21 protein-coding genes and 1 tRNA gene are annotated in these 26,445 nt (G+C 35.9%); 13 read left to right on the forward strand and 9 right to left on the reverse strand.

Annotated features, from left to right (window positions below; genetic code table 11):
• Nucleotides 1–16 precede the first annotated feature (16 nt).
• The 5 genes from R2Q59_RS08915 to R2Q59_RS08935 form a co-directional block, all read right to left on the reverse strand.
• Nucleotides 17–3,223: a TonB-dependent receptor gene (locus tag R2Q59_RS08915; protein ID WP_316785243.1), complete on the reverse strand. Its 3,207-nt coding sequence runs from the start codon at nucleotides 3,221–3,223 to the stop codon at nucleotides 17–19.
• Between the two features lie 270 nt (nucleotides 3,224–3,493).
• Entirely contained in the window at nucleotides 3,494–7,576 is a 4,083-nt protein-coding gene (locus R2Q59_RS08920; protein ID WP_316785244.1) for a two-component regulator propeller domain-containing protein, read from the reverse strand.
• Nucleotides 7,577–7,740: 164 nt separating this feature from the next.
• The gene (locus R2Q59_RS08925; protein ID WP_410478916.1) at nucleotides 7,741–8,103 is read right to left on the reverse strand and encodes a hypothetical protein; all 363 of its coding nucleotides are present in this window, start codon (nucleotides 8,101–8,103) and stop codon (nucleotides 7,741–7,743) included.
• 154 nt (nucleotides 8,104–8,257) lie between these two features.
• Nucleotides 8,258–9,310, reverse strand: coding sequence for an endonuclease/exonuclease/phosphatase family protein (locus R2Q59_RS08930; RefSeq protein WP_316767975.1), 1,053 nt, complete (start codon nucleotides 9,308–9,310; stop codon nucleotides 8,258–8,260).
• A 104-nt stretch (nucleotides 9,311–9,414) separates the two neighbouring features.
• The gene (locus R2Q59_RS08935; RefSeq protein ID WP_316785246.1) at nucleotides 9,415–10,281 is read right to left on the reverse strand and encodes a DUF808 domain-containing protein; all 867 of its coding nucleotides are present in this window, start codon (nucleotides 10,279–10,281) and stop codon (nucleotides 9,415–9,417) included.
• A gap of 152 nt (nucleotides 10,282–10,433) precedes the next feature.
• Here R2Q59_RS08935 and R2Q59_RS08940 point away from each other — a divergent pair, with 152 nt between their 5' ends.
• Together R2Q59_RS08940 and R2Q59_RS08945 are read left to right on the forward strand one after the other, a co-directional pair.
• The gene (locus R2Q59_RS08940; RefSeq protein WP_316767977.1) at nucleotides 10,434–10,754 is read left to right on the forward strand and encodes a cupin domain-containing protein; all 321 of its coding nucleotides are present in this window, start codon (nucleotides 10,434–10,436) and stop codon (nucleotides 10,752–10,754) included.
• Nucleotides 10,755–10,762: 8 nt separating this feature from the next.
• The gene (locus tag R2Q59_RS08945) at nucleotides 10,763–11,551 is read left to right on the forward strand and encodes an SDR family oxidoreductase (RefSeq protein WP_316785247.1); all 789 of its coding nucleotides are present in this window, start codon (nucleotides 10,763–10,765) and stop codon (nucleotides 11,549–11,551) included.
• Between the two features lie 79 nt (nucleotides 11,552–11,630).
• Here the strand turns inward: R2Q59_RS08945 and R2Q59_RS08950 are convergent.
• A tRNA-Ile gene (locus R2Q59_RS08950) sits at nucleotides 11,631–11,704 on the reverse strand.
• A gap of 66 nt (nucleotides 11,705–11,770) precedes the next feature.
• Here R2Q59_RS08950 and R2Q59_RS08955 point away from each other — a divergent pair.
• Nucleotides 11,771–12,406, forward strand: coding sequence for an HAD family phosphatase (locus R2Q59_RS08955; RefSeq protein ID WP_316785248.1), 636 nt, complete (start codon nucleotides 11,771–11,773; stop codon nucleotides 12,404–12,406).
• On the opposite strand, the gene R2Q59_RS08960 is transcribed toward R2Q59_RS08955, so the two are convergent.
• Complete coding sequence (locus tag R2Q59_RS08960) at nucleotides 12,407–13,657, reverse strand: carboxypeptidase-like regulatory domain-containing protein (RefSeq protein WP_316768002.1); 1,251 nt, start codon at nucleotides 13,655–13,657, stop codon at nucleotides 12,407–12,409.
• Between the two features lie 34 nt (nucleotides 13,658–13,691).
• Between R2Q59_RS08960 and R2Q59_RS08965 the strand changes: the two genes are divergently transcribed.
• The gene (locus R2Q59_RS08965) at nucleotides 13,692–14,009 is read left to right on the forward strand and encodes a DUF962 domain-containing protein (RefSeq protein WP_316768004.1); all 318 of its coding nucleotides are present in this window, start codon (nucleotides 13,692–13,694) and stop codon (nucleotides 14,007–14,009) included.
• Between the two features lie 217 nt (nucleotides 14,010–14,226).
• Nucleotides 14,227–16,509, forward strand: coding sequence for a catalase/peroxidase HPI (gene katG / locus R2Q59_RS08970; protein ID WP_316785249.1), 2,283 nt, complete (start codon nucleotides 14,227–14,229; stop codon nucleotides 16,507–16,509).
• A 650-nt stretch (nucleotides 16,510–17,159) separates the two neighbouring features.
• Here the strand turns inward: katG and R2Q59_RS08975 are convergent.
• A complete protein-coding gene (locus R2Q59_RS08975) occupies nucleotides 17,160–18,344 on the reverse strand; it encodes a proline dehydrogenase family protein (RefSeq protein ID WP_316785250.1) in 1,185 nt (394 codons plus the stop codon).
• A 95-nt stretch (nucleotides 18,345–18,439) separates the two neighbouring features.
• Between R2Q59_RS08975 and R2Q59_RS08980 the strand changes: the two genes are divergently transcribed.
• Genes R2Q59_RS08980 through R2Q59_RS08990 form a run of 3 tightly spaced genes read left to right on the forward strand, consistent with a single transcriptional unit; the run spans nucleotide 18,440 to nucleotide 20,647 of the window.
• Nucleotides 18,440–18,646 carry an RNA-binding S4 domain-containing protein gene (locus R2Q59_RS08980; protein WP_316785251.1) on the forward strand — a complete coding sequence of 69 codons (207 nt, stop codon included), beginning with the start codon at nucleotides 18,440–18,442 and terminating at the stop codon, nucleotides 18,644–18,646.
• The gene (gene aroB, locus R2Q59_RS08985) at nucleotides 18,646–19,704 is read left to right on the forward strand and encodes a 3-dehydroquinate synthase (protein ID WP_316785252.1); all 1,059 of its coding nucleotides are present in this window, start codon (nucleotides 18,646–18,648) and stop codon (nucleotides 19,702–19,704) included. Before R2Q59_RS08980 ends, aroB begins: the two co-directional genes overlap by 1 nt.
• A gap of 1 nt (nucleotide 19,705) precedes the next feature.
• Nucleotides 19,706–20,647, forward strand: coding sequence for a sterol desaturase family protein (locus tag R2Q59_RS08990; protein WP_316785253.1), 942 nt, complete (start codon nucleotides 19,706–19,708; stop codon nucleotides 20,645–20,647).
• 38 nt (nucleotides 20,648–20,685) lie between these two features.
• Here the strand turns inward: R2Q59_RS08990 and R2Q59_RS08995 are convergent, their stop codons facing one another.
• Complete coding sequence (locus R2Q59_RS08995; protein WP_316785254.1) at nucleotides 20,686–20,856, reverse strand: hypothetical protein; 171 nt, start codon at nucleotides 20,854–20,856, stop codon at nucleotides 20,686–20,688.
• A gap of 23 nt (nucleotides 20,857–20,879) precedes the next feature.
• On the opposite strand from R2Q59_RS08995, the gene R2Q59_RS09000 reads away from it, so the two are divergent.
• The 5 genes from R2Q59_RS09000 to aroA all read left to right on the forward strand — a co-directional run bounded on the left by R2Q59_RS09000 (nucleotide 20,880) and on the right by aroA (nucleotide 26,405).
• Entirely contained in the window at nucleotides 20,880–21,389 is a 510-nt protein-coding gene (locus R2Q59_RS09000; protein ID WP_316785255.1) for a hypothetical protein, read from the forward strand.
• Nucleotides 21,390–21,675: 286 nt separating this feature from the next.
• Nucleotides 21,676–22,605 (forward strand): hypothetical protein, encoded by a 930-nt coding sequence (locus tag R2Q59_RS09005; RefSeq protein ID WP_316785256.1) that lies wholly within the window; start codon nucleotides 21,676–21,678, stop codon nucleotides 22,603–22,605.
• Nucleotides 22,606–22,849: 244 nt separating this feature from the next.
• Complete coding sequence (locus tag R2Q59_RS09010) at nucleotides 22,850–23,683, forward strand: prephenate dehydratase (RefSeq protein ID WP_316785257.1); 834 nt, start codon at nucleotides 22,850–22,852, stop codon at nucleotides 23,681–23,683.
• A gap of 149 nt (nucleotides 23,684–23,832) precedes the next feature.
• Nucleotides 23,833–24,969 (forward strand): chorismate mutase, encoded by a 1,137-nt coding sequence (locus tag R2Q59_RS09015; RefSeq protein ID WP_316768019.1) that lies wholly within the window; start codon nucleotides 23,833–23,835, stop codon nucleotides 24,967–24,969.
• 149 nt (nucleotides 24,970–25,118) lie between these two features.
• Nucleotides 25,119–26,405 (forward strand): 3-phosphoshikimate 1-carboxyvinyltransferase, encoded by a 1,287-nt coding sequence (gene aroA / locus R2Q59_RS09020; RefSeq protein WP_316785258.1) that lies wholly within the window; start codon nucleotides 25,119–25,121, stop codon nucleotides 26,403–26,405.
• The last annotated feature ends 40 nt before the right edge of the window (nucleotides 26,406–26,445 follow it).

The following is a 26,445-nucleotide window of genomic DNA, read 5'->3' on the forward strand; positions in this document are numbered from 1 at the left end:
ATTCATAATTTTTAGATTAAAAAGTAGCGTTTACACCAAATACAATAGTTAATGAATGCGGGTATCCTGCATAGTCAAATCCTGGTGTAAGATTGCTTTGCCTAGAAGAAATTTCTGGATCCATACCTGAATAGCCAGTTATGGTAGCCAAATTTTGCGCCGAAACATTAATACGCAGGTTACTCATACCCCATTTTTGAATAGTGTTTTTGGGAATGGTATACCCGAAAGAAACTGTTCTCAATTTTAAGTACGAACCATCTTCAATTACCCTCGAAGCGTAGGCAGCAGCTCCCTGTCCACCTGCCCTGAAATAAGAATTATTAGGATTGGTTGGTGTCCAGCGATCAGCATAAGTAGCATATTGGTTTAAGTTGGGGTTTGCTACAATACCACCTTCAAAAATGTATCTATTGGCATTGATTACATCATTACCTACCGACCATTGTAACAATACATTTAGGTCAAATCCTTTATAGCTAAAATTATTAGAAAAACCACCGGTATATTTAGGCAATCCATTTCCAATTACCGTATAATCTGAATTATTGATTAGTAAATCACCATTGATGTCCTTGTACTTAACATCTCCAGGTTGCACCGCACTTCTAGCCGCTAAACTTGCAGTTACAGTAGATTTAAGTTGATAAGTTCCATTTGGCAATTTATCAAAATCATTATATTGATAAACGCCATCTGATGCCAAACCATACATTTGACCTAATGGATTACCTACCATAGATATATAAGGGAACAAACCACTGTAGGTAGTGTTAAAAAAGGTTCCGTTACCTGCTAAAAGGTAATTTTGATTATCTGTTAAAGCCAAAATCTTGTTCTGGTTAAAACTAATGTTAAAATTGGTTGACCATGTAAAATCTTTGGTTACAATGTTCCTAGAATCAATTGTAAGTTCTAATCCTTGGTTTTGTAGGCTCCCAACATTTTTAAAGCCTGTGCTTCCCTCTACCCCTAGCGAGTAAGGCAACGAGGCACTTAATAACAGGTCTTTAGTTCTTTTACGATAAATATCGGCAGTAACATTGATTCTATCTTTTAGAAAACCTAAATCTAAACCAATATTGGTTTGCTCACTAGTTTCCCATCTTAAGTTTTCATTACCAATAGCAGAAAGATAGGTTCCATTTTGAGCCGGCACGTTGTTAGCAGAATACCAATAGTTGGTATTTGACAGCTGAAGTTGCTGCATATAGGCAAAATCGCCTACTCTATTATTACCAGACTGACCAAAACCAACACGTAGTTTTGCATTAGAAATCCATTTAACGCTTTTCATGAATTCTTCATTGCTAAAGCGCCAAGCTCCAGATACAGACGGGAAATAACCCCATTTACTTCCTGGAGGGAATTTTGAAGAACCATCAGCCCTTATAGAAGCTGTAAACAAATACTTAGACTTGTAATCATAATTTACTCTAGTCAGTACAGATTGCATCGCCCATCTTGAGCTATTAGAAACTCTGCTGGTATTGAGAGCTGCAGCTAAATCAAGTCCATCCAAACCCAAATCTTCATTAGGTAATTGAAAAGCAGTGAAAGATCTGTTAGAACTATTGTTACCCTGTGCGTTATAATTCACTAAGGCACTGAAATTATGGTTTTTACCAAACTTAGTTTTATAATTTAAAGTGTTATCTGATAACCAACTTGCTTGATTTGCAAATCCAATAGTTCCATTTGGGCCAGATACCACATACTTGCTGCCAGACTGTGTTTTAGAATTGTTTAGGATATTAGTTTCGACATTATTTTTGGTAATGCCTCCGGCTACTCTTAAGGTAAGGTTTTTTAAAATGGCATATTCTCCATAAGCATTAGCCGTTAAATTATTCGTTTTAAATCTAGTTTGTTGATTTTGAAGATTAAGTAAAGGGTTTACGCGATAATCTTGGTTATTACCAAACTCATTAACAGGATCATAAAAATCTACCAATGGATCATAATTTTTTCCTGAAACGGATACACCATTTGTTGGTCTTTGTCCCCATACAGAATAAAGAAATACAGATGAGGCATAAAAATTAGTTGCACTTACAGGGATACCAAACTGTTCGCTATATGCATAATTAGCATTTATCCCTGCCTTAATTTTGTTGTTAATTTTCTGATCTAAAACAAATCTACCTTGATATCTTTTAAAACCGCCAAACTTCACAATACCTTTTTGGTTGTTAAAATTACCCGAAATAGCATATTGCGTACCTTCTGTTCCACCCCTAATAGCAATATCATGGTTTTGATTTTGCCCTGTTTGATAAACGTAATCTTGCATATCAAGGCTTGTAGCGCTTCTATAAGAATCTAGTGTGGTGCCATTTTTTAAATAGGTAGAATCTGCATAAGGCGAGTTAAGGTCTTTAATATACCTTACAAACTCATAAGCATCCATTAACTTTACTTTTTCTGGTATCTTTTGAATCCCGTAATAGGCATTATAAACAACTTGCGGCGGACCCGATTTACCTTTTTTAGTTGTAATTAAAACAACACCATTAGCACCTCTAGCACCATAAATTGCTGTTGCTGATGCATCTTTTAATACATCTATAGATTCGATATCAGATGGACTGATAGAATTTGCGTTAGAAGATTCGGAAGGGAAACCATCTACTACATAAAGTGGAGAGTTATCCTGTGTAATTGAACCTGCACCTCTAATTACGATATTAGCCACAGCACCAGGTTGCCCATCGCTACTCTGCACCTGTACACCCGCAACTCTACCTGCTAAGGCTTCATCAAATGATTTTACTGGGGCCTTGGCAAAATCTTTCATATTAACTGAGCCAATAGACCCTGTTAAGTCACTTCTTTTTTGGGTACCATAACCCACTACCACAACATCATTTAGACTAGTTGAAGTAGGTTGCAGTGCAATATTAATAACAGTTTTTGTACCTACTACCGCCTCTTGAGTACCGTAACCGATATAGTTAAATACTAATCGGTCTGTGGCTAGGGCTTTAATTTTGAATTTTCCATCTTTATCTGTTTGTACACTTACTTTTGTGCCTTTTACTAAGATAGATACACCAGGAAACGGTTCGCTCCTTTCATCAATAACAACTCCTTCTATAGTTTTTTGTTGCGCATAAACATTAGCGTTTAATAATAAGGAGATAAACAGAATCAAAAGCTTTGGATAAGGAACAATCCAGCAGCTCAGTCCTCTCACCCTACGTAAATTGTAAAGTTTGTTCATAATTTTAATTTGGTTAATTTGGTTTGCTTGGCATTCTGGTTGTAAAACCTAATTACAACTCATCAAAATTACCTAGCTATTGCCAAAAGAGGGGGTTGATATTAATTTTTATGGGGGTAATAATTGGTGATTTAGCTATAATAATAGCTTTTTTAATGAAAGATAGATAAAGGTTTAACTAGTTTGATCCAGTGGCTTTGGACAACTTCTTTAATTCCGAAATAGTTATTTAAGCTATCTATTTGAGACAACAGTTCAGTTTAAAGGGAATTACTCATTTATCTTTTTGTTATATTCAGATGGTGCAACTCCGAATTGCTTACGGAATTCTTTACTAAAATACTTTCTGTCATTAAAGCCTACAGTGTAAGCGACTTCAGCAATACTTAAGTTTTGTTCTGCTAAAAGTTGGGCTGCTCTTTTTAGTCGCTGAGATTTGGTAAAGTCGAGAATTGATAAACCGGTAAGTGCCTTAATTTTTTTATAGAGTACAGTTTGGCTCATTCCAATATTTTCCACAAGACTGCTCACATTAAATTCTGAATCTTCCATGTTCTCCTCAATAAGCAACATCAGCTTGTTTAAGAATTTTTCATCTGGTGATACAGATTCAAGCTTTCTTGGGCTCAGCATAATTTGCTTGATGTATTTTTCCTTTAAACTTTCACGTCCTTGTAAAAGATTGCGGATACTTAATTCAAGCACTTGAATACTAAAAGGTTTAGTGATATAAATATCAGCCCCTGCTTCTAACCCATCAACTTGGTGTAAATGTGAGGCCATGGCTGTAAGCATGATCACCGGAATGTGATTGGTACTTTCTTCAGCCTTTAAACGACTGCAAAATTCCAATCCGTTAAGTTCGGGCATGGTTACATCACTAACAATAAGATCAGGAATATGTTCAATAGCTTTTTTCCAACCTTCTAAACCGTTCAAGCTCTCTAGAACATGGTAGGTTGACTGTAGAGACTGCACTATAAAGCCACGTAACTCATCATTATCCTCAACAACCTGAATGGTATATTTCTTCTCCTCAATTATTTTATCAAGAGGGCTATTTTCATTCCATACCATTATTTCAGGAATGCTAGCTTCAGCCTGAATTACCATCTCTTCTGCTAACAATTCATCTGGTTTAAAATGAGCCTTACCCAATAACAAGGTTACAGAAAGTGCAGTATTGCCGTTAACGACACTTGAAGATGGTGTACTTGAAACAGTAATTTCACCGCTGTGTAAGTCTACAATGTTTTTAACTAGTGCTAAACCTATCCCCCATCCTTCGATAGTAGCAGACCCTGAATTAACCTGATAAAAGTTGGTAAATATTTTATCCTGCACCTCTAGTGGAATACCTATACCCGTGTCAGCAATCACAACCTTTACACCTTCAGTTTCCTTATCAATAGAAAAACTTATTTTACCACCATCTGGGGTATATTTGAAGGCATTGGAAAGGATATTATAAAAAACCTTTTCCATTTGGCTAATGTCAAACCAAGTATAGATTTGCTCTTCCTTACAGCTAAAACTATAAGCTATATTTTTAATTTCCGCAAGGCCCTCGTAAGAATTATAAATGCTACGACAAAAAGCAACCAAATCATTTTCTGACACCTGTAATTTAGCATTTCCAGTTTCTATCTTTCTAAAATCCAACAACTCACTAATCAATCGCAATAGCCTATCGGTATTTCTTTTAATGCCATATAATTGATAATTGACCATGTTGTTCTCCTTTGTCAATTTGATCAACTTTTCAAGCGGGGCAAAAATCAAGGTAAGTGGTGTACGTATCTCATGTGAGATCCTCGTAAAGAAATCCAGCTTCATCTGATAAAGTTCCTGCTGGCGCTCATTATTCAAATGCTCAAAATAAAGCTCAGATTCGAGGCGCTGTTGGCGGCGAGTAAATCGGAGGATGAAATAGAACAAAACACCACCTGCAATAGCATAAAGAAAATAAGCCCACCAAGTTCGCCAAATAGGTGGCAAAACGCGAATTTCAATCTTTATTGGTGTTTCATTCCAAAGACCATCGTTATTACTACCTTTTACCAAAAAGGTATATCTTCCTGAGGGTAAATTTGTATAAGTTGCCGAAGGTATAGCCCCCTCACTCCAATTTTTATCAAATCCCTCCAATTTATACTTGTATCTATTTTTTTTAGGTTTAACATAGTTTAATGCAGCAAACTCTATAGTAAAAACATTTTGCTTCGAAGAAAAGGTTATTTCCTTAGTTAAACTCATTGCCTTTTTTAATAAACCATCTTCGGCATCTAACTGAACGTTCTCATTAAAAAGTTTAAGTGAAGTAAATACTACACGTGGACTAAAATGATTTTCCCTAATTTGATCAGGATAAAAGGAAACCAAACCATTATAGCCACCAAAGAACATTTGCCCTTTGCTGTCTCTTAAACTGGATGCATTGTTGAAAACATTTCCAGGAAGCCCATCGCTGTTATTATAGACCTTAAAGGTGATTCGGTGCTTATCGAATTTTATCAGACCATTTTCAGAGCTCAACCATAAAAAGCCCCTATCATCTTCTAAAATAGCTAATATATTATCCTCAGCTAATCCCTCTTTTGCAGCATAGGTTCTAAAGGTCTTTTTTATAGGGTCATAAGCGCTTAAACCACCATGATAGGTACCAATCCAAATTGTACCTTGTTTATCTTCAAAAAAACAATTTGCATAACTATTTGCAAGCCCAGGCGTTGAGCCACCAATAAAAGTTACATAATTACTTGATCCTTTAGGCCTAAACTTTATGCTATGCCTGGTACCAAGCCAAATGTTATGTTTTGAATCCTCAAATACGATTGCAACCTGTTTGTCTGTATTACTAATACTCTTTAGGTTTACTGGTTTAAATAAACCGGTTTCTGGATAAAAACGATCTAAACCCAATTGTGTACCTACCCAAAATTTGCCTTCACTATCTTCAAATACACAGTTTACCTCATCAGAACTCAGCGAATTTTTATCAAACTCACGACTTCTGTAATGAACAAAATCGTTTTTTTCTGGCCTAAATAGGTTTATTCCGCCCAATGCGGTCCCTATCCAAACTCTTTGTGATTTATCAATTAAAATAGATTTTACTAGGTTAGAGCTTAAACTAGCACCGTCTTTCAGTGTATTTTTATAAGCTTTAAAGGTGTTTGTTTCCCTGTTAAAATAGTTTAATCCGCCAGCCTCGGTACCAATCCATAAATTATGCTTTCCATCCTCAACTATAGTACTGATAATATTACTGCTGATACTGCTTTTATACTTATTGTCTTGGTAAACTTCAAATGGCGTAACTATGGTATGTACCACATCGAGACCACCAAAATAGGTACCAATCCAAACAGAACCACAATTATCCTCATAAATATCATGTATCGAGTTTTGGCTTAGGCTAGATGGATCTGCAGAGTCATGTACGTAATTTTCAAATTTCTCTGTCTCAGGATTTATTATTGATAATCCCTCTTGGGTACCTATCCATAATTTTCCCCATCGATCAACCAAAATCTTCCGAACATGGTCATTAACTAAGGAATTTGAAGAATTATCGCTGTGTAAAAAGCGCTTAAATGAATTTTTGTTTTCCTCATACAGACTAATTCCATCGTATTTAGTTCCAACCCACAACCTTTTCTTTTGATCTTCTGTAACTGTTGTTATAAAGTTCCCACTTATTGAATTGACATCTTTTGAATGATTGAAAAATAGAATATGATATCTACCTTTTACTTTAGTTAATCTAACCAAACCCACAGTAGTACCCACCCATATACGATTAATATGATCCTGAAAAATAGCTTGAACCTGGTAGGGTACTTTTAGGCCTAAATTAAATGCCCTGAAAACCTTGTTGTTTTTATCTGTAGAATAGGTTAAACCGTTGTTACTACCCAACCAAAGCACGCCCTCTCGATCTTTGTAGATGCAATTTGCCCGGTCTACTCCAGTAACACTGTGGGTAAATGATTCGCTTTCTGGGTTAAATTTATCTAGACCCCATAAAGATCCAACCCACAACACCTTGTCATTATCTAAGGTTAATGCCTTTACGAAATCATTAGAAGCAATACTGTTTTTATGTTGAGGGCTGTTTTTAAATACTTTTATCTCTCTTCCATCGTATCTATTCAATCCATATTTTGTACCAAACCACATAAAGCCTTGTGAATCTTTAACGATAGACAATACTGAATTTGGGGAAAGACCATTTTCTACAACTAAGTGATTAAATACCAAGCGATTTTGGGCATAGCCGATCAGCCCTAAACCAAATACAAGGAGTATAGCGAACAAATATTTAATGCTTTTAATGGATAGCATTTGCATTGCAAGGTTCAATATTTTGGCTTAACGTGAGTAACAAATCTAAATATTCCATTAGATAAATGAGCCAAAATTTATAATAACATCTGCTTGGCATTTAGCATCGTTCTTACCAATGACGAGCTTTAATAACCTAATGGCACCAATCTATAGCTTTACAAATATCCTCAACCCTTAAATTTTCTTGTTAAATGGCTTAATGCACCAGTAGACCAAAGTGCCCATAATATGAGTACCGGTTGAAAGAACAGTCTTGCTAATCTTTTACTATCTGTATCTAACCCAAATGCATCAGTATGGTTAAGGTACTGCGCAATATTGCCTGGAAAAATAAGCACATAGAATATGGCTAGTGCAATGCCTACTTTTATCCTTTGTGATTTCCAGAAAATCATACATATGCCCAAAGCTGCTTCTACAATACCCGAAAGGATGACCGTTAAATCTTTGCTCAAAGGAATCCAATCTGGCACCTGAGCTTGAAATTCATTGCGTTGGAAACTCAAGTGTCCGATAGCAGCAGCTATCATAAAAATGCCTAGAAAGATCCTGAAGATTTTTTGGATTGTGGTGGTGGAGCCTTGATTTTTTAACATTTGTTTTGGCATAATTCAATCTCGCATATTTCGAGCCAAAGAGATTTGACGACCTAAGTTAAACTTCATTCGCAAGGTCAATCCTAATTTATGCTGATGTATCTGCATTTAATTTCTCATCGGCAATTTCCAAATCGCTAGCATCTGCAATCGGTTTTTCGTTCAAATTTTCAGCAGGTGGATCATATTGCAAATTAACGCACATTGGGAAATGGTCTGAACCACAGCTTTCCATTCTTTTAATTCCAGAAAGCGTAAAATCTGCTGAGCAGAAAATATGATCTAATGGAAAACGTAGAAAAAAATACTTTGCATTAAAACTATTAAAAAATCCCCTTCCCCTTCGAGGATCTAATAATCCGCTTACTTTTCCGAATAGCTCAGTGGTGTAGCTCCATGCCACATCATTTAAGTCGCCCATTACAATTACTGGCAAATTGCATTTCCTTGCCTTTTCTGCCACAATTAAAATTTCTTTATCGCGTTCTGTAGAGCGAGGATTTTCTTGAGGAACAGGTGGTTGCGGATGCAGGCAATAGAGCCTTACCCATTGACCAGATTTTAGCTTTACTTCTACTTCAATTGATGGAATATCATTTTCTACCAAAAAGTTTATGCTGCCTTCACGCATTGCTAACCTCGAATAAAAAATCATCCCATAAGTATTCTCTAGCGGCATCTTTAATTGATGTGGATAATCTTTGCCAATAACATCAATTTTATCTTGCCACCACTGGTTGGTCTCCACCATCAATATTACATCGGGATCACATTTTTCAATCAGCCGCAGGTAACTCTCACTCATTCGGTTATCTTGATAAACATTAGCTATTATTAGTGAAATATTATTGTCTCCGTTTGGCTTCCTCGCAGTTATGATCTGTTTTTTAGCGAACACTGTAAATGGTAAAATTTGATAGAGCAGGTAAATCGCGTTGATAAACAGTGCCAAAAACATTATTTGCTCTGCAACCGTTATTGGTAAAAACCAAGTGTTTAATGCAATCAATAACGCATTTAGAGTTAATTTCTGTAACCTAGGATATTCAAATACCCTAAAAATCCAAAAATCATTACGCACCAATGGAATACAGGTTAAGCACACCATGATGATAGAGACGTAGAAGAGATTTTGATGCATAGAAAGACGGTTTGATAGAAAAGTAAATGTTGGTATTTATTCTGCCTAGCTAGTCGTTAAACAAACTAAGCAATTTACATCAGGGTGAGCGGCTTTGTATCCAATTATTTCCTTAACAAGTAATAAAGCTTTTTACCTAAAAGGACCAAGCCAACAATAATAAGTCCGGCGATTAAGCCGAGCCCAAATTCGGTGATGATACTTGGAATAGATGGAAAAAGATGGTGAAGGAAAGGTATATTATGGACAAAGATACCGCCAGATACCAATATCAGTGCAATTGTACCTACCACAGCTAATATCTTGATGATGATGGGAAGTGCTTTAACTAAAAGAACACCCAAGAAATTTAAAATTCCCTTTTCGCCGGAGTTTTTAATTAGTCTAAAGCCTAAATCATCCATCCTAACAATGAGTGCAACAATACCATAAACGCCAATGGTTGCTATTAATGCCACTATCGAAACCGTTAGAATTTGTATGGTGATACTACTTTCTAAGGCTGTGCCTAAGGCGATAATCACAATCTCTACCGACAAGATAAAATCGGTAAGCACAGCAGACTTCACTTTTGCTTTTTCTGCCAGTGCGGCATCTTCAATCACTTCGGTGGCTGCTGGGTGTACCTCCTTCTTTTTATGGAATAAGTATTCGACTATTTTTTCGACCCCCTCATAAGCTAGATAAAAGCCACCAATAACCAATATAAACTTAATGGCGACGGGAAAAAAGGCATTTAATAATAATGCTATGGGTACGATGATTAACTTATTTAATAAAGACCCTTTGGTGATGGCCCATAAAACTGGTATTTCTCGAGAAGAAAGAAAACCCGTTGCCTTTTCTGCATTAACTGCTAAATCATCACCAAGAATCCCTGCCGTTTTTTTGGTTGCTACTTTCGCCGCCAAAGCAACATCATCCATTAAAGCTGCTATATCATCTAAAATTGCAAAAAAGCCTGAAGCCATATTTTATCTTTCTCTAAGTCCGCAAAATAGACAATGGATCTGCCTTATGCAATAAAGAGGTTAAATGATTGCAGCTTTTCCCCAAGAATTTTACATCTAGTCATCTTTCACCAATTGCAATTTGCTAAATTTACCCAATTGATAAAACGAATATGATAGCAATCGACACCCTTCCCGTTAAAGATGTAATTCCTGGTTTCCATGGCAGGTTTGTACATACTAACCACTCTACCCTTGGTTTTTGGGTAATTGATAAAGGTTCAATTCTACCTGCTCATAGCCATTTGCATGAGCAAATCACCGAGGTCAGAGAAGGTCAATTTCAGCTAACTTTTAATGGGGAGACTAATATTTACACGCCAGGAATGATTGCAGTTATCCCTCCATACGTTGAACACAGTGGCATTGCGCTAACCGATTGCAAATTGCTTGATATTTTTCTTCCTGTTAGAGAAGATTATAAAGCCTTATAAGCCAGCTTATGAAAATAGAATTGAAAGATAAAAATGCCTTAGTGGGTGCAAGTTCGCAGGGCATTGGCCTTGCCATTGCAACGGAGCTTGCGCAGTGTGGTGCAAATGTTACCTTGATGGCTCGCGATGAGCAACGGATGGAGCAAATCATCAAACAACTCCCAATCACTCATCCTAATCAACGCCATGGTTATTTGAAAGTCGATTTTTCTGACTTCCAAACATTCAACACCAACATCACTACCTTTTTCGAAAACCATACCATCGACATTTTGGTAAATAACACCAATGGTCCAATGGCAGGAAAGGCAACTGAGCTAGGCATAGATCAATACCAGCAAGCATTTGACTTGCTTTTCAAATCTGTTTGCCTGACTACCTTGCTTGCCCTAAAACACATGAAAGCCCAAAAATTCGGCAGGATCATTAACGTATCCTCTATTTCTGTAAAAGAACCCATTGCAAATTTGGCGCTTTCTAATAGCATCCGTTCAGCCACTGCGGCTTGGGCAAAAACATTGGCCACAGAGGTTGCGGCAGATGGCATAACCGTTAATAATATCATGACGGGCTTATTCTATACAGACAGGCTAAAACACCTGATCGACACTGAAGCCGCAGCTTCTGGAAAAAGCCATCAAGAAATAAAAGACCAAAGGGAAAGCCAGATACCGATGAAACGTTTCGGGAAGCCAGAAGAATATGGGCATCTAGCCTGCTTTTTGGCCTCTGAATATGCTAGTTATATTACAGGTGTAAATATTCCAATAGATGGAGGGTTGGGGAAGGGTAGTTAAGTTCCTGATACGAAATCGAGATGAACTTACTCGCCTATCCAGACATAAAAAAAGCACCTACTTGCGTAGATGCTTTATGTGCGCCCACCTGGGCTCGAACCAGGGACCAAAAGATTATGAGTCTTCTACTCTAACCAACTGAGCTATAGGCGCCGAAAACGTATTAGGTTTTGCGAGTGCAATGTTACATATTTGCATCGAATTTTGGAAACACTTTTTATGGAAAATATAAAAAATATTATTTTCGATTACGGCAATGTCATCTTCGAAATCAACTTTAAAATCACGCAAGAAGCTTTTAGTCAATTAGGTATCGACGATATTGATGCATTTTTTGCCCATAAAGGACATAACTCTTTATTTGACGATTTAGAGATATCGAAGATAAGCAGAACTGAATTTAGAGACGGAATTAGAGCCGCAGCTAATAATCCTAACCTTAGCGACGAACAAATTGACAAGGCCTGGAACAGTTTATTGATTGGTGTTTCTAAAGGCAATCACGATGTTTTGCAAGAAGCAAAAGCCAAATACCGTACCTTTTTATTGAGTAATAGTAACGAAATTCACTACGATTGGATAGTTGATCATATTGAGCAACAATTCGGCATTAGTAACTACGATGACCTATTCGAAAAAGCATATTTCTCGCAACACATGGGTTTGCGCAAACCAAACCTTAACATTTTCGAGCAAGTAATTAAAGACAATAACCTTAATCCTGCAGAAACGTTATTTATTGATGATAGTCCGCAACACCTAGCAGGTGCTAAAAAAGCAGGGCTAAATACTTTATTGATGGATAAACATCCAGAAAAATTAAGGGAGTTTTTAGAAGCTAACAATATTCTTTAGTTACTTATCAGGATCATAGTCCCAAGGTAAAACTTGGGAAATTCTCCTTTCAGACATGTTGCCATAAACAAACACTCTTAACTCAGGGTAATAGCCGTTGCTTTGCACATTGATGCCACCATCTTCAGTGAAATACATGTAACTGTCTTGGTCTTTAACCTTGCCATGACCATCCTTTACAACTATAGTTTCAATTGGCTTTACACTCATATTTTTTCTAGCTAAGTCATTGTGTTTGTAACTGATCATTAAAGTATCCTTAAAATTAAACTTAACAACATCTAATTGTCTGTTCAATACAGCTAGTTTTCTCAAGGAGACTCTTGAAGTATCTAAAGCTACAATATCATTTTGTTTCATGATCATTTGATAATAGCCAATGGTATCACGATCCTTAAAAAGATATTTTATATCATAATTTGGATTATTTTTTTCGGCGTAAATTTCCGCTATTTTTAATTGAATAATTTTACGAATCCTTTCCTTTTCCCTGTTTTTATTAGTTCTATAGGTGTAGAGCATAAACCCATCATTGGTTAAATTATTCTGATAAACAGATCTCATGAAATGCATTTGAGATCCATAATAGGCAGAAGCTCTCCATGCCCTAACCATAGCTTCTTTTCCCTTTGTAATTGGCAACTCTTCAAAAAAAGTAGAGTATTCAAACTGCAATACATCCGTATTAAAAGCGTATTTAAAATTTTCTAAATCTAATTTAATGCGATAAGCTAACATTGAATTTTCAATAATTAATGGCGCTTTTGCATAAGTAATCAACTCATTTGATTCTTTATCGAAATAAAAAGACAAAGTTTCAGGATTCTTTATTTTTGCGTTTACAGCAAAACGAAGATCTGTCCCCATTAATATCTTAGTGAATAAATCACCCCATTTGTTAAAATTTTCACTTTTAATCTTTTTTCCTTTAACAATTACTTCTTTTAAAGTGTTGCTTTGAGGTTTCAGTGCAATTAAAATTGTTTCATTTTTGTTTGGCGTAATTAGAACAATCTTCTTTTCGTAATTTAAGTGTGAAGCTACTAGTTCTACTTTGCCGTTATATGGAACACTGAGGCTAAATTTACCATCATTATCTGTAGTTGTTCCAATTGTACTACTATTGATGTAAATGGTAATTCCAACAAGACTTACGTTTGTCTTTTCATCAACAACTTTCCCTGTGATAACAGTTTGTGCTTGCGCTCCTGTAGCTAAGAACAACAATAAAAAGATTAATATTTTTTTCATAATTTTAATATTGAAATATAACTAAAGATTTAGAATGAGCGAAAAAAGATTTACATCCCTAAAAGAATTCTATCCTTTTTATTTATCAGAACATAAGAATTTAACCAGTCGCATTTTACATTTCATCGGCACTGCCTTATTAATCTTATGTGTCATTGCCGCTATGCTTTTTCACGATTGGAGATTTTTGGTAGCAGTTCCCTTCATTGGTTATGGTTTTGCTTGGGTTGGTCACTTCTTTTTCGAAAAAAATAAACCCGCTACTTTTCAATATCCTGGCTATAGTTTAGCAAGTGACTTTATGCTTTTTTGGGATTTATTAAGTGGCAAACAACCTTTTAGGGTTAAATAGCTTTTGCCTATATCGATATAGATAAAAAGCCTTTGCTTTCACAATCCATTCTCTATAGATTTGTTTATAACGAGATGTGTTAAGCAATTATTAATTCCGGTTTTATGATTGATAATTTTAATGGCTTTCACTAAATTAGCATAAACGCATTCTCCCACAACCAAATTTTGAACAACATTTTCTTAAAGCAAATTAAGGATAAACAAAACAATGTACAATGGAAAATAACCAAAACGGCGACATCAGCAAATGTCCATTTCACAATGGCAGCATGAATAGCAATGCAATTAATGGCGGTACAAAAAATCGTGATTGGTGGCCAAACAAATTAAACGTCCAAATCTTGCGTCAACATTCATCTTTATCTAATCCAATGGGGGATGATTTTGATTATGCAGCAGCATTTAACAGTTTAGACTTAGATGGCTTAAAGAAAGATCTACATGCTTTAATGACCGATTCGCAAGATTGGTGGCCTGCAGATTTTGGTCATTATGGAGGTTTGTTTATCCGTATGGCTTGGCATAGTGCTGGTACTTATCGTGTAGGCGATGGTAGAGGTGGTGCCGGACAAGGGCAACAACGTTTTGCTCCTTTAAATAGCTGGCCAGATAATGTGAGTTTAGATAAAGCTCGTCGTTTGCTATGGCCTATTAAACAAAAATATGGCAATAAAATATCTTGGGCAGATTTAATGGTGCTAACAGGCAACGTAGCCTTAGAATCAATGGGTTTTAAAACCTTTGGTTTTGGTGGTGGCAGGGCCGATGTTTGGGAAGCTAGTGAAGACATTTACTGGGGTTCTGAAAAGACTTGGTTAGGTAACGATGAACGTTATTCGAGAGGTAAGGAAGGTGTTGCAGCACACGGTGTTGTATCATCTGATGAAGATGCAGAAGGTAACCAACATTCGCACGATTTGGAAAAACCGTTAGGCGCCGCTCACATGGGTTTAATTTATGTAAATCCTGAAGGACCTGATGGCAATCCAGATCCTATCGCTGCCGCCAGAGACATTCGTGAAACTTTCGCCCGTATGGCGATGAACGATGAAGAAACTGTTGCTTTAATTGCAGGAGGACATACATTCGGAAAAACACATGGAGCAGCTTCTTCAGACCATGTAGGCAAAGAACCTGAAGCTGGAAGTATGGAACAACAAGGTTTTGGCTGGAGCAATAGTTTTGGCTCGGGAAAAGGTGCTGATACCATTACAAGTGGATTAGAGGTAACGTGGACAACCACACCTACGCAATGGAGCAATAACTTTTTCGAGAACTTATTCGCTTTCGAATGGGAATTGACCAAAAGCCCTGCTGGTGCGCACCAATGGGTGGCAAAGAATGCTGAGGCAATTATTCCTGATGCATACGATACAACTAAAAAGCATAAACCAAGTATGCTTACTACAGATTTATCTTTAAGATTAGATCCAGCATACGAAAAAATCTCTAGGCGTTTCTTAGAAAACCCTGATCAGTTTGCTGATGCCTTTGCTCGTGCTTGGTTTAAATTAACGCATAGAGATATGGGGCCAAGAGCACTTTATCTAGGTCCAGATGTACCAACAGAAGTTTTACTTTGGCAAGACCCTATCCCTGCGGTTAACCATCAATTAGTTGATGATAATGATATTGCTAGTTTAAAAGAAACAATTTTATCAAGTGGCTTATCAGTTGCTCAATTGGTATCTGCTGCTTGGGCATCAGCTTCTACTTTTAGAGGTTCTGACAAACGTGGTGGTGCAAATGGCGCTCGTATTCGTTTGGCTCCTCAAAAATATTGGAAAGTAAATAGTTCTGGAACTTTAGATAAAACATTAAGTGTTTTGGAGCAAATTCAAAATGACTTTAATGGTGCACAAACAGGTGGCAAAAAAGTTTCATTGGCAGATTTAATTGTTTTGGCAGGATGTGCTGGAGTTGAAAAAGCTGCAAAAAATGCTGGTCAAGACATTAAAGTTCCCTTTACAGCTGGTCGTGCTGATGCTTCTCAAGAACAAACCGATGTAGAATCTTTCAGCGCAATGGAGCCATTGGCAGATGGTTTTAGAAATTATCAAAAAGGTAATTCGAGTATTTCTACCGAGGCATTATTAATTGATAAAGCACAATTACTAACCTTAACAGCTCCTGAAATGACTGTTTTATTGGGTGGTCTACGTGTATTGAATACCAATTTCGATGGTTCCAAACATGGTGTATTAACAGATAAAACAGAATCCTTAACTAACGATTTCTTCGTGAATTTGTTAGATATGCAAACAATTTGGAAGTCTGTTGATCGTTCACAACAATCATTTGAAGGTAGAGACATCAGTACAGGTGAAGTAAAATGGACTGGAACTCGTGCCGATTTGGTATTTGGCTCTAACTCTGAATTGAGAGCAATAGCTGAAGTTTATGCTAGTAGTGATGCAAAAGATAAGTTTGTAAAAGACTTTGTTGCAGTATGGAATAAGGTAATGAATTTAGACCGATTTGATTTGGTTAAAAGCTAAATTAACCGCAAAGACACGAAGAGCGCAAAGGTTTTTAAATAAAAATAAGCCGCAGATTCGCAGATTAAAATTATACCATAATCTGCGAATCTGCGGCTAAATAATAGTTATGTTAACTTAAACATAATTTGTCGTTCAGAGCGTGATTTGTCATTCAAAGCGAAGCGAAGAATCTAGTGAATTGAATTCTTATTAATAGATTCCTCCGAAGTCGCCTGCCTGCCGGTAGGCAGGGAATGACAAATAATTAATAATTTTTCTTAACAATTACCTTAATGGAAATGAATCCAGAAAGACTAGAAAAACTAAAAAAATGGGGCAAAAAATTCGGCTTTTGGGGTTTTATGTTTTTCTTGGTTAAAGGATTAGTCTGGTTGGCTATTGGATATTTTATAGTTAAATGAAAAATATTTCAAGAATCATATTCTTTAAGGCTTAATGCAGGGTTCTTTGTTTATGCACAGCACTTTGTTTCTAAACCCGTCCCGATAGCTATCGGGATAGTGAAAATCCTTTTTTGTCATCCTGAGCGTAGTCGAAGGAACAAAAAAGATTGAAACGAGAGTGGGACTAAAAAAACCGATGAGCACTGCCTTCAATTTTCAAATAAATAAGCAATCAAAATCTTTAGACTTTAAGCTTTTACCTTATTAAAGTCTCCTCCTTGCTTTCTCCTTACTAATCAATCCTAATTCTCTACCTGTTTGCCCAGCAACAGAAGTATTTTCTTGTGCTCTTCTAAACAAGTAAGGCATTACAGCTTTAATTGGTCCGTAAGGAACATATTTTGCCACATTATAACCTGCATCAGATAAGTTAAAGCTCAAGTTATCGCTCATACCCAATAACTGAGCAAAATAAACATGAGGGTGATTGTGTGCAATGTTGTTTTCATCTATCAACTCTGTTAACAAACGAGAGCTTTCTTCATTATGTGTTCCACAGACAATGGCAATTTGGTCTAGGTGTTTGATACAGAACCTTAAACTTTCATCGTAATCTCTATCAGTTGCTTCTTTATCTGGCTGTATTGGCGATGTATAACCCATTTCAAGAGCACGTTTACGCTCCTTTTCCATATAAGCACCACGAACCATTTTAACGCCTAAAATAAATCCAGTTTCTTTGGCTATCAGGTAGTCTGCTTTCAAATCTGCCAGTTTATCATGGCGATACATTTGGTAAGTGTTATAAACGATTAATCCATCTTTGTTGAATTTAATCATCATATCTAAAGCCAATTCATCAATAGTATCTTGTACCCATGAATCTTCAGCATCAATCATTACAGGAACTTTTTTATCAAATGCAGCCTGACAAATCTTCTCGCAACGAGCTTTAACCCTTGCATATTCTTCAGTTTCTATAGCAGTTAATTTTTGCTTAGCATCCAATTTCTCTAATAAAGCAAATCGGCCAATGCCTGTAATTTTAAAAACAGTAATTGGAACTCTTGGGTCGCCATCTGCCCTATTGATGGTTCTAATGATTTCTTCGCAGGTAAAATCAAATACTTCTTCTTCATCCTCTCCTTCTACAGAGTAATCTAAAATAGTACCCACATTTCCTAAACTCAATTGCTCAATCGTTTTTTCGCATTCATCGATGGTCTCTCCACCACAAAACTGCTTAAAGATGGTAGCCTTAATCGCTCCCTTAATTGGAAAACCAACGTTTAACAAGAAATTAGTTATCGGTGGACCAACTTGTGTTAAAAAGTTGCTGCTAATGATTTTAAAAAGCCAATAAGCCTGATTTAATTCGCCATTAGTTTTATTGCGGAAAGCGATTTCTGTATTGTCAAAATTGATTTTTTTTCTGGGTGATGATTCCATTTGTGATGTTTGGTTAGTCAGAAGTTTGCAAAAATATAAATTACAACCGTTGTTAAGGCAAAACACTTTATAAATAATTGTAAATTTGCAGCACAATGATAAAATTCAAACTCGAAGGCGAATTTATTCCGCTAATTGCACTCTTAAAAGCTACGGCACTGGTTCAAAGTGGCGGCGAAGCACAATCTATAGTAGAAGAAGGTTTGGTAAAGTATAACGGAACGGTTGATTATAGAAAGCGCCTTAAAGTTCGCATTGGCGATAAAATAGATTTTATGGGCAAAATAATTGAAGTAGTTTAATGGAACCAATTAAAAGCGCTGGGCATTCTATCTACTTCGAATCTGGATTAAGCCCTTTAAAAGACATACTAGAAAAAAATAAATACAGTAAGGTTTTTGTTTTTGCAGATACCAATACTGCTGAATTATGTATTCCAGTTTTCAGGTCTTTATTAGATGATATAGAAGATTTCGACATCATTGAAACGGATTCTGGCGAAGAAAACAAAAACATAGACTTTTGCATTGGCATTTGGAAAACACTTTTAGATTTTGGTGCCGACCGTAAATGTTTGATGATTAATTTAGGCGGTGGTGTAATTACCGATATGGGTGGTTTTGTGGCATCAACCTATAAAAGGGGTATAGATTTCATTAATATCCCTACTACCTTATTATCTCAAGTAGATGCTTCTGTTGGTGGTAAAACGGGAATTGATATAGATAATGTTAAAAATATGGTGGGTACATTCAGTTTGCCACAAGCCGTATTTATAGAAAGTACTTTCTTAACTACTTTATCTAAAAGAGAAATGTTATCTGGCTTTGCCGAAATGATTAAACATGGTTTAATTGTAGATGCGGCCTATTACGAAGAGTTAAAAAATAGCGATTACCAAAACATCACGGCACAAGCTATTTATCGCTCTGTTGAGATTAAAAATGAAGTAGTAACGGAAGACCCATTAGAAAAAGGTTTACGTAAAATCTTAAATTTTGGTCATACTATTGGTCACGCAGTAGAAAGTTACTCGCTTTCTAAAGACAAAAAACCTTTAACGCATGGCGAAGCAATTGCAATTGGTATGGTTTGTGAAGGTTTTCTTTCGGCAAAGTATTGCAATTTAACTGAAGATGAATTAAAGGATTTATCAACTTACATCCTTAGTATTTACCCAAAATATAACGTCAAAGAAAAAAGCTTTGATGCATTAATCGGCTTAATGCAAAGCGACAAGAAGAACGAAGAAGGCCACATTCTGTTCTCCTTATTAGAAAAAATTGGCCATTGTACTTTCAACTGTAAGGTAACTGATAAAGATATCTTGGAGAGTTTGAATTACTATAATAGTTTGTAAAATGAAGTTTACTGGTAGCGATATTTCTGTAGGTGGGTTGTTTGGGTTTGTAATTGTTTTAACCTTGGTTGAAATGTACATCAGTTACATACACGATAAAAAAGTTTACACCAAACGAGATACCTGGACCAATATCTATTTAATGACTGTAGCTGTGGTAATTAATTTAGGGATGAAAACCGCTACCTTTTTCCTTTTAGAATATTGTTATCAGTTCAGGCTTTTTCAAATCACCAATATTTGGGTTTATTGGATAGTTTTAATCCTAGCACAAGACTTTTTATATTGGTTTTTACATACTGTAGGGCATTATATTCGTTTCTTTTGGGCGATGCACGTTACACATCATTCATCAGAACATTTTAACTTAACTACTGGTTTCCGTTCTACGGTTTTTGAGCCATTATACAGAGTTTTCTTCTATTTGCCTTTAGCTTTTATGGGTTTTACTGCAATGGATATCCTTTTTGCTTATTTGGTAACTCAAATTTACGGCAACTTGGTTCATACGCAAGCAGTTGGCAAATTGCACCCTTGGTTCGAGTATATTTTTGTAACGCCATCGCATCATCGTGTTCATCATGCTAGTAATGTCCGTTACCTAGACAAAAATATGGGTATGGTTTTAATTCTTTGGGACAGGTGGTTTGGCACTTTCCAAGAAGAGCTACCAGAAGATGCAATTAAGTATGGTTTAACTACACAGCCAAAAGATACAGGCCCAGTTAACATTATTTTCCATGAGTTTATTGCTTTAAAGAATGATGTTAAAAAAGCACCTACGTTTATAGATAAGGTTAAATACATTTTATATCCTCCAGGATGGAGCCATGATGGCAGCACACAAATTGCCAAGGTTATGCAAAAACAATTGCATGATGCAGAGAACTTAAAGGATAGCGAGACTGTACCATCAAAAGAAGAACAGCTAAAGCAAGCGTAATAAAATACGTCATTGTGAGCTTTGCGAAGCAATCTCATTCATAAAAATTTGAAAACGAATGGCAATGGTTCTTTGGTCACTGCAGTCCTTCTTTTCATTCCAAGTCCCGAAAAAGAATCGGGAGCTTTCCATTTCAATAAGGTTTTATTTAACCAAGGCAGCATTTCATAGCCCAATAAATATTCAAGTAAAATGATATATTTATCCATACAACTAAATTAAACTCTACGTAATGAGAATCAAAACATTCTGGATTATAGTTATTAAAATCATCGGCTTAGTTTTTTTACTTAATAGCTTATCAGTAATCAGTAATTCTATATTTACATCCTATCTTACCGTTAGACAAGCGGGAGGTGAGACGTCAACGGTTTTCATATTAATATTACCAACTGCTCTTGTTTTTCTGTTTCTCATCTTTCTTTTCCTTTTCAAAGCACATTGGTTAGTAAGAATATTAAAGTTAGAAAAAGACTTTAATGAAGATAGAATAGAGTTAAACATGACTTACACAAAGGTTATTAATATAGCTATAATTGTAATAAGCGGTGTAATTTTGGCCAACAGTATTCCTCAACTTTGTTATCAGATTTTCAACTTAATAAGAGACAAAATTCCTTTTGGTGAGAATCAGGATTTTGGTTTTCTAATTATTGACACAGTTAAAATAATAGTCGCTACGGGATTTATGCTTAACAGTAAAACAATCACTGCACTTATTTCAAAATCCACTCATCACTAAGTCATTTAGATTAGTCTATACTATTTGAGTGTAAAACTTGCCAAGAACCACTAACGCTGTAATATAAACCCCTGCCTGCGGCAGGCAGGCGACAAATGGCGGGGCTACAAAAGCCATAAAATACTGACCTTGTTTTTCAAATAATTATTAACTAGTTATCCGAATACAATTTGCAAATATTCATCGGATGACTAAATTCTTATCTCACCATTAACAGAATACCAAAAAGTAGGTATTATTTTATTTTCAAAAACTTCTACTTTTGTACCAAATTAAAGCCCTTGCCATGAGATATATTAAATACCTTATTATTTGTAATTTATTGTTTGTATTTGCAACTAAAAGCCATGCCCAAAATATGGATAACATTACTGCTTTATTAACAGAAGGTTATACCATTGAAGAGTTACACGGATTAACAGATATATTAACTATCGACAACCATAGATCTGTGTTGGAAAAAAGGGGATTTAAATATGAAAAAAATGACACCGAAAGCGGTTCTTATGTTTATACGAAAAACGACTATGTAAGTTTCTATGTAAATTATGAGAAGGGCAAGTTAACCTCTGTTCATTTTAAATCATCACCACAAAAATTCTATAAAGCCATTGCCGAGATTAAGGATAACAGCAAGTTCACTTACTCTAGCGAAAAGGTCAGTGGAACAGGGAAACTTATTTATTACAAGTATTCAGGACATAGCATGTCTACCAACGATAATTATTATAGGGTTACCATGTGGCCTAAAGAGGGAACTACAACAAGCAGTTCTTCTACTACAACTCCAACCGCTAGTCCTGTTGCAACTCCAACAACAATAGAAACCTATTATTCGGCCAAGGAAATTGCAGATGCAATGAATGCCAACATCACCTCAGCTAATATTGGCTTTGCGAGCCCTAATTATAAATTTGGAGTTAAGGGTAGCATGAATATGGATAAACCTTCAATTAGATTTATAACAAGAGATAACGTACTTTATGTGCAAATGAATATTCCAAGAAATGGTGAGTGTGATTATGGATTGAAGGAAGTAAAAGCAAAATGGACAGGGCAAACGGGCTCTGGCCCCTCTTATTTCTATCTCACATTTGATTACTTGTACAATTGCAATGGCAAGGATTATAAGGGCGTTTATGTTGATTTTAGACCAAGCTCTTCATTTACAAAAGGAGGTGTTGAGGCATGGGTACAGAAGAACGCCTACAAATAAGATTTTATGTGAAATTTAATTTTGTTTCAATTATTTTCAAATAGTACTTGACAAATTAAATTCTGATTACTACATTTGACACCAAGAAAGAAAAATGCAATTAACAAACACATATTACTTTGGTTACTTCTACTATTTTAGTAAGAGCCGGGGCTAGTATGCAAAAAGATAGATAAAAATATTAAAATGTATAAAAAAGTCCCGGCCTAAAGCCGGGACTTTTTTTTTAACGCCAAACGCAATAATGAAAACAAAAACAAGAGTAGCTATTCAAGGTATCAAAGCATCGTTTCACGAAGAAGCTGCATTTAAGTTTTTTGGTAGAGATATCGAAACCATAGAATGCAATTCATTTAAACAAACTTGCGAAGTTTTAGAAAATGGAAATGCTGATTTTGTAATCATGGCCATAGAAAACTCTATAGCTGGTAGCCTTTTACCTAACTACACTTTAATTAGAGAATATAATTTTGCAGTAAGTGGAGAAGTTTACCTACCTATCCAATTGCATTTAATGGCTTTACCTGGCGTTAAGTTTAAAGATATCAAATTTGCTACCTCTCACCCTATCGCTATTAGACAATGTGTTGATTTTTTTGATGATTACCCAAACATCCAAGTAATTGAAAGCAGTGATACCGCAGCTTGTGCCAAAAAAATTAGAGATGAGCAGTTAACTGATACCGTTGCCATAGCTAATACCCTAGCAGCAGAATTATACGGGTTAAACATCATTGAACGCAGAATAGAATCGAACAAGAAAAATTATACACGTTTCTTAATCCTTCAAAAAGAAAAAATTGAAGACAATAAAGACATTAATAAAGCTTCTATCTGTTTTCAAGTTGGCAACTATGTTGGCGCACTAGCTAAAGTGTTAAACATTTTTGCAGAGCTGAATGTGAACTTAACCAAAATCCAATCTATGCCAGTTCTGGGAAAAAGAAACGACTATTATTTCTACATAGACATGGAATGGCAAAATATGGAAAACTACGATACTGCCATCCGTAAAGCCCTAAAATACACAGTGAACTTTAACATCATGGGCGAATACGAAAAGAACGATAACGTCTGAGAAATGTAAGATGGAAAAGGTAAAATGGAACCAGAACAATCGGTGAAATCATTTTATCTGTAAAATCAAACGCAAACCGAAAGACATTAATAACAAATCTCAATACGCAATACTCATTACGCAATACTAAAATTTAAAATCCCAAAAAAATGAAATTACAATTAAACATCCAGCCTTTAGATAGTTGGATTAACATCAAAAACGAACCTTTATTAATCTCTGGACCTTGTAGTGCAGAAACAGAAGATCAATTATTATCAACTGCTCATTTATTAAAAGCAACAGGAAAAGTTAGCGTTTTAAGAGCTGGTATCTGGAAACCACGTACTCGTCCGGGAGAGTTTGAAGGTATTGGAAGTATCGGTTTACAATGGTTAAAACGTGCTAAAGAAGAAACTGGTTTACCAACAGCAGTTGAAGTTGCAAATGCGAAACACGTAGAAGAAGCTTTGGCTGCAGGTGTAGATATCCTTTGGATTGGCGCTCGTTCTACCGTAAATCCATTTACAGTTCAAGAAATTGCTGATGCTTTACAAGGTGTTGATATCCCAGTATTGGTAAAAAACCCTGTAAACCCTGATTTACAATTATGGATTGGTGCTTTAGAGCGTATCAACAAAGCCGGCATTACTAAATTAGGCGCTATTCATAGAGGTTTCTCTTCATTCGAGAAAAGTGCTTTCCGTAACGAACCAATGTGGGAACTGGCTATCCAATTGAAAACTTTATGCCCTGAGTTACCTATCATTAACGATCCAAGTCACATTTGTGGTAACCGTGAGTTAATTCCTTATATCTCTCAAAAAGCATTGGATTTAGACATGCAAGGTTTAATGATTGAGTCTCACTTAGATCCTTCAGTTGCGTGGACAGATGCTAAACAACAAGTTACTCCAGCTGCATTGGCAGAAATGGTAAGCAAGTTTACTTTACGTCAACCAGAATCTAAAAACGAGGAATTCACTGATAAATTAGCTGATTTAAGAAAAGAAATTGATAAAATTGATGACTTGGTATTGCAGAAATTAGCTGAACGCATGAGCATCACGCAAAAAATTGGTGAGTTTAAAAGAGATAACCAAGTAACCATTTTACAGGTTAACCGTTGGGATGAAATCATGCAAAAACGTACTTCGTTTGCTAAAGCGTTAAAATTAGATGTAAACTTTACAGAGAAATTCTTAGAGTTAGTTCACGGAGAATCTATCCGCAGACAAACAGAAATTATGAATGCTGGCAAAGCTGAAGCAGGAATTGCAGCAGAAGCACATGTGGAAGTAAAATAGTATTGGTTCATTAGTTCATTTGTTCATTGCTTTAGTTGCGATAAGCTTTGTGAGCTAACCAATACCGATAATAAACAATAAAGGTTTAATATTTCTGGGCAGGTTTGCCCAATGAACTAGTGAACCAATAAACAATTGAACTAAAAATAATGTCTAAAAACGTATTGCTTTCTTTTACAGGAAACAAACAGATTGATACAGAAATAAAACTAACAGGTTCTAAAAGCGAATGTAATAGAGCTTTGGTTATCAGCGCATTAAGCAAAGGCTCGGTAAGTGTAGAAAACTTATCTGTTGCCGCTGATACGGTTACGCTTAATAAAGTGCTAAATGAGTTGGGAGGAAAGAGTTTAGAGTTTGGAAGCGACTCTCAACCCTCAACTCCCAACTCCCAACTGAAAACTGTAGACATCGGTCCCGCTGGGACTGCAATGCGATTTTTAACTGCTTTTTTAGCGATACAAGATGGTAAGTTCTTTTTAACAGGAACTGAAAGAATGAAGCAAAGACCTATTGGGATTTTGGTTGAAGCTTTAAAAAGTATTGGAGGGAATATTTCTTACGAAGAAAATGAAGGATTCCCTCCTTTACAAATTCTTGGCCCTTTTAAACAAACATCAAAAAATGTTAAAATAAAAGGGGATATCAGCAGTCAATATATTTCTGCTTTATTAATGATTGCCCCTTCTCTCCCACTGGGATTAACGTTAGAAATTGAAGGTGAATTGACATCGAAGCCTTATGTGGAGATGACTTTAACGATGCTAGAACAAGTTGGCATTAGAAATGACTGGAATGAAAATACCATCACTATCGAGCCTCAAACTTTTAACAGCGCCAAGCTTTACGTAGAGCCAGACTGGAGTGCCGCTTCTTATTGGTATTCAATTGCTGCATTGGCTGATGAAGCTTCTATTTTCTTACCAGGATTAAATGGATATAGCCTACAAGGTGATAGTAAAATCACCGAGATCATGGCAAACTTCGGAATTACCTCTCAGTTTAAAAACGGAGGCGTTTACCTTAAAAAAGAACCTAAACAAATTGAACGTAAGATTTTCGATTTAAAAGAATGTCCCGATTTAGCGCAAACCATTGTTGTTATTTGTGCAGCTTTAGGTCACGATGCTACTTTTACTGGATTAGAGACTTTAAAAATTAAAGAAACCAATCGTGTTTTAGCTTTACAAACTGAGTTAGCTAAAATTGGTGTAAAATTTATCGAGAAAAACTTAAGCTATAAATTAGATTGTTCAGGATTACACTTCCCGGAAAAAATAACAATCAGCACTTACGAAGATCATAGAATGGCGATGGCTTTTGCGCCATTAGCCTTAAAAATCAAACAAGTAGAAATTGAAGAAAAACAAGTCGTAGAAAAATCTTATCCTTACTTTTGGGATGATTTGGAAAAGGCGGGGTTTAGTATTGCATAGTGCTTTAAGTATAGCGTAGTGCGATGTGCGTATAGAGACA

The sequence above is a fragment of the Pedobacter frigiditerrae genome (assembly GCF_032678705.1).
Lineage (GTDB): Bacteria > Bacteroidota > Bacteroidia > Sphingobacteriales > Sphingobacteriaceae > Pedobacter > Pedobacter frigiditerrae_A.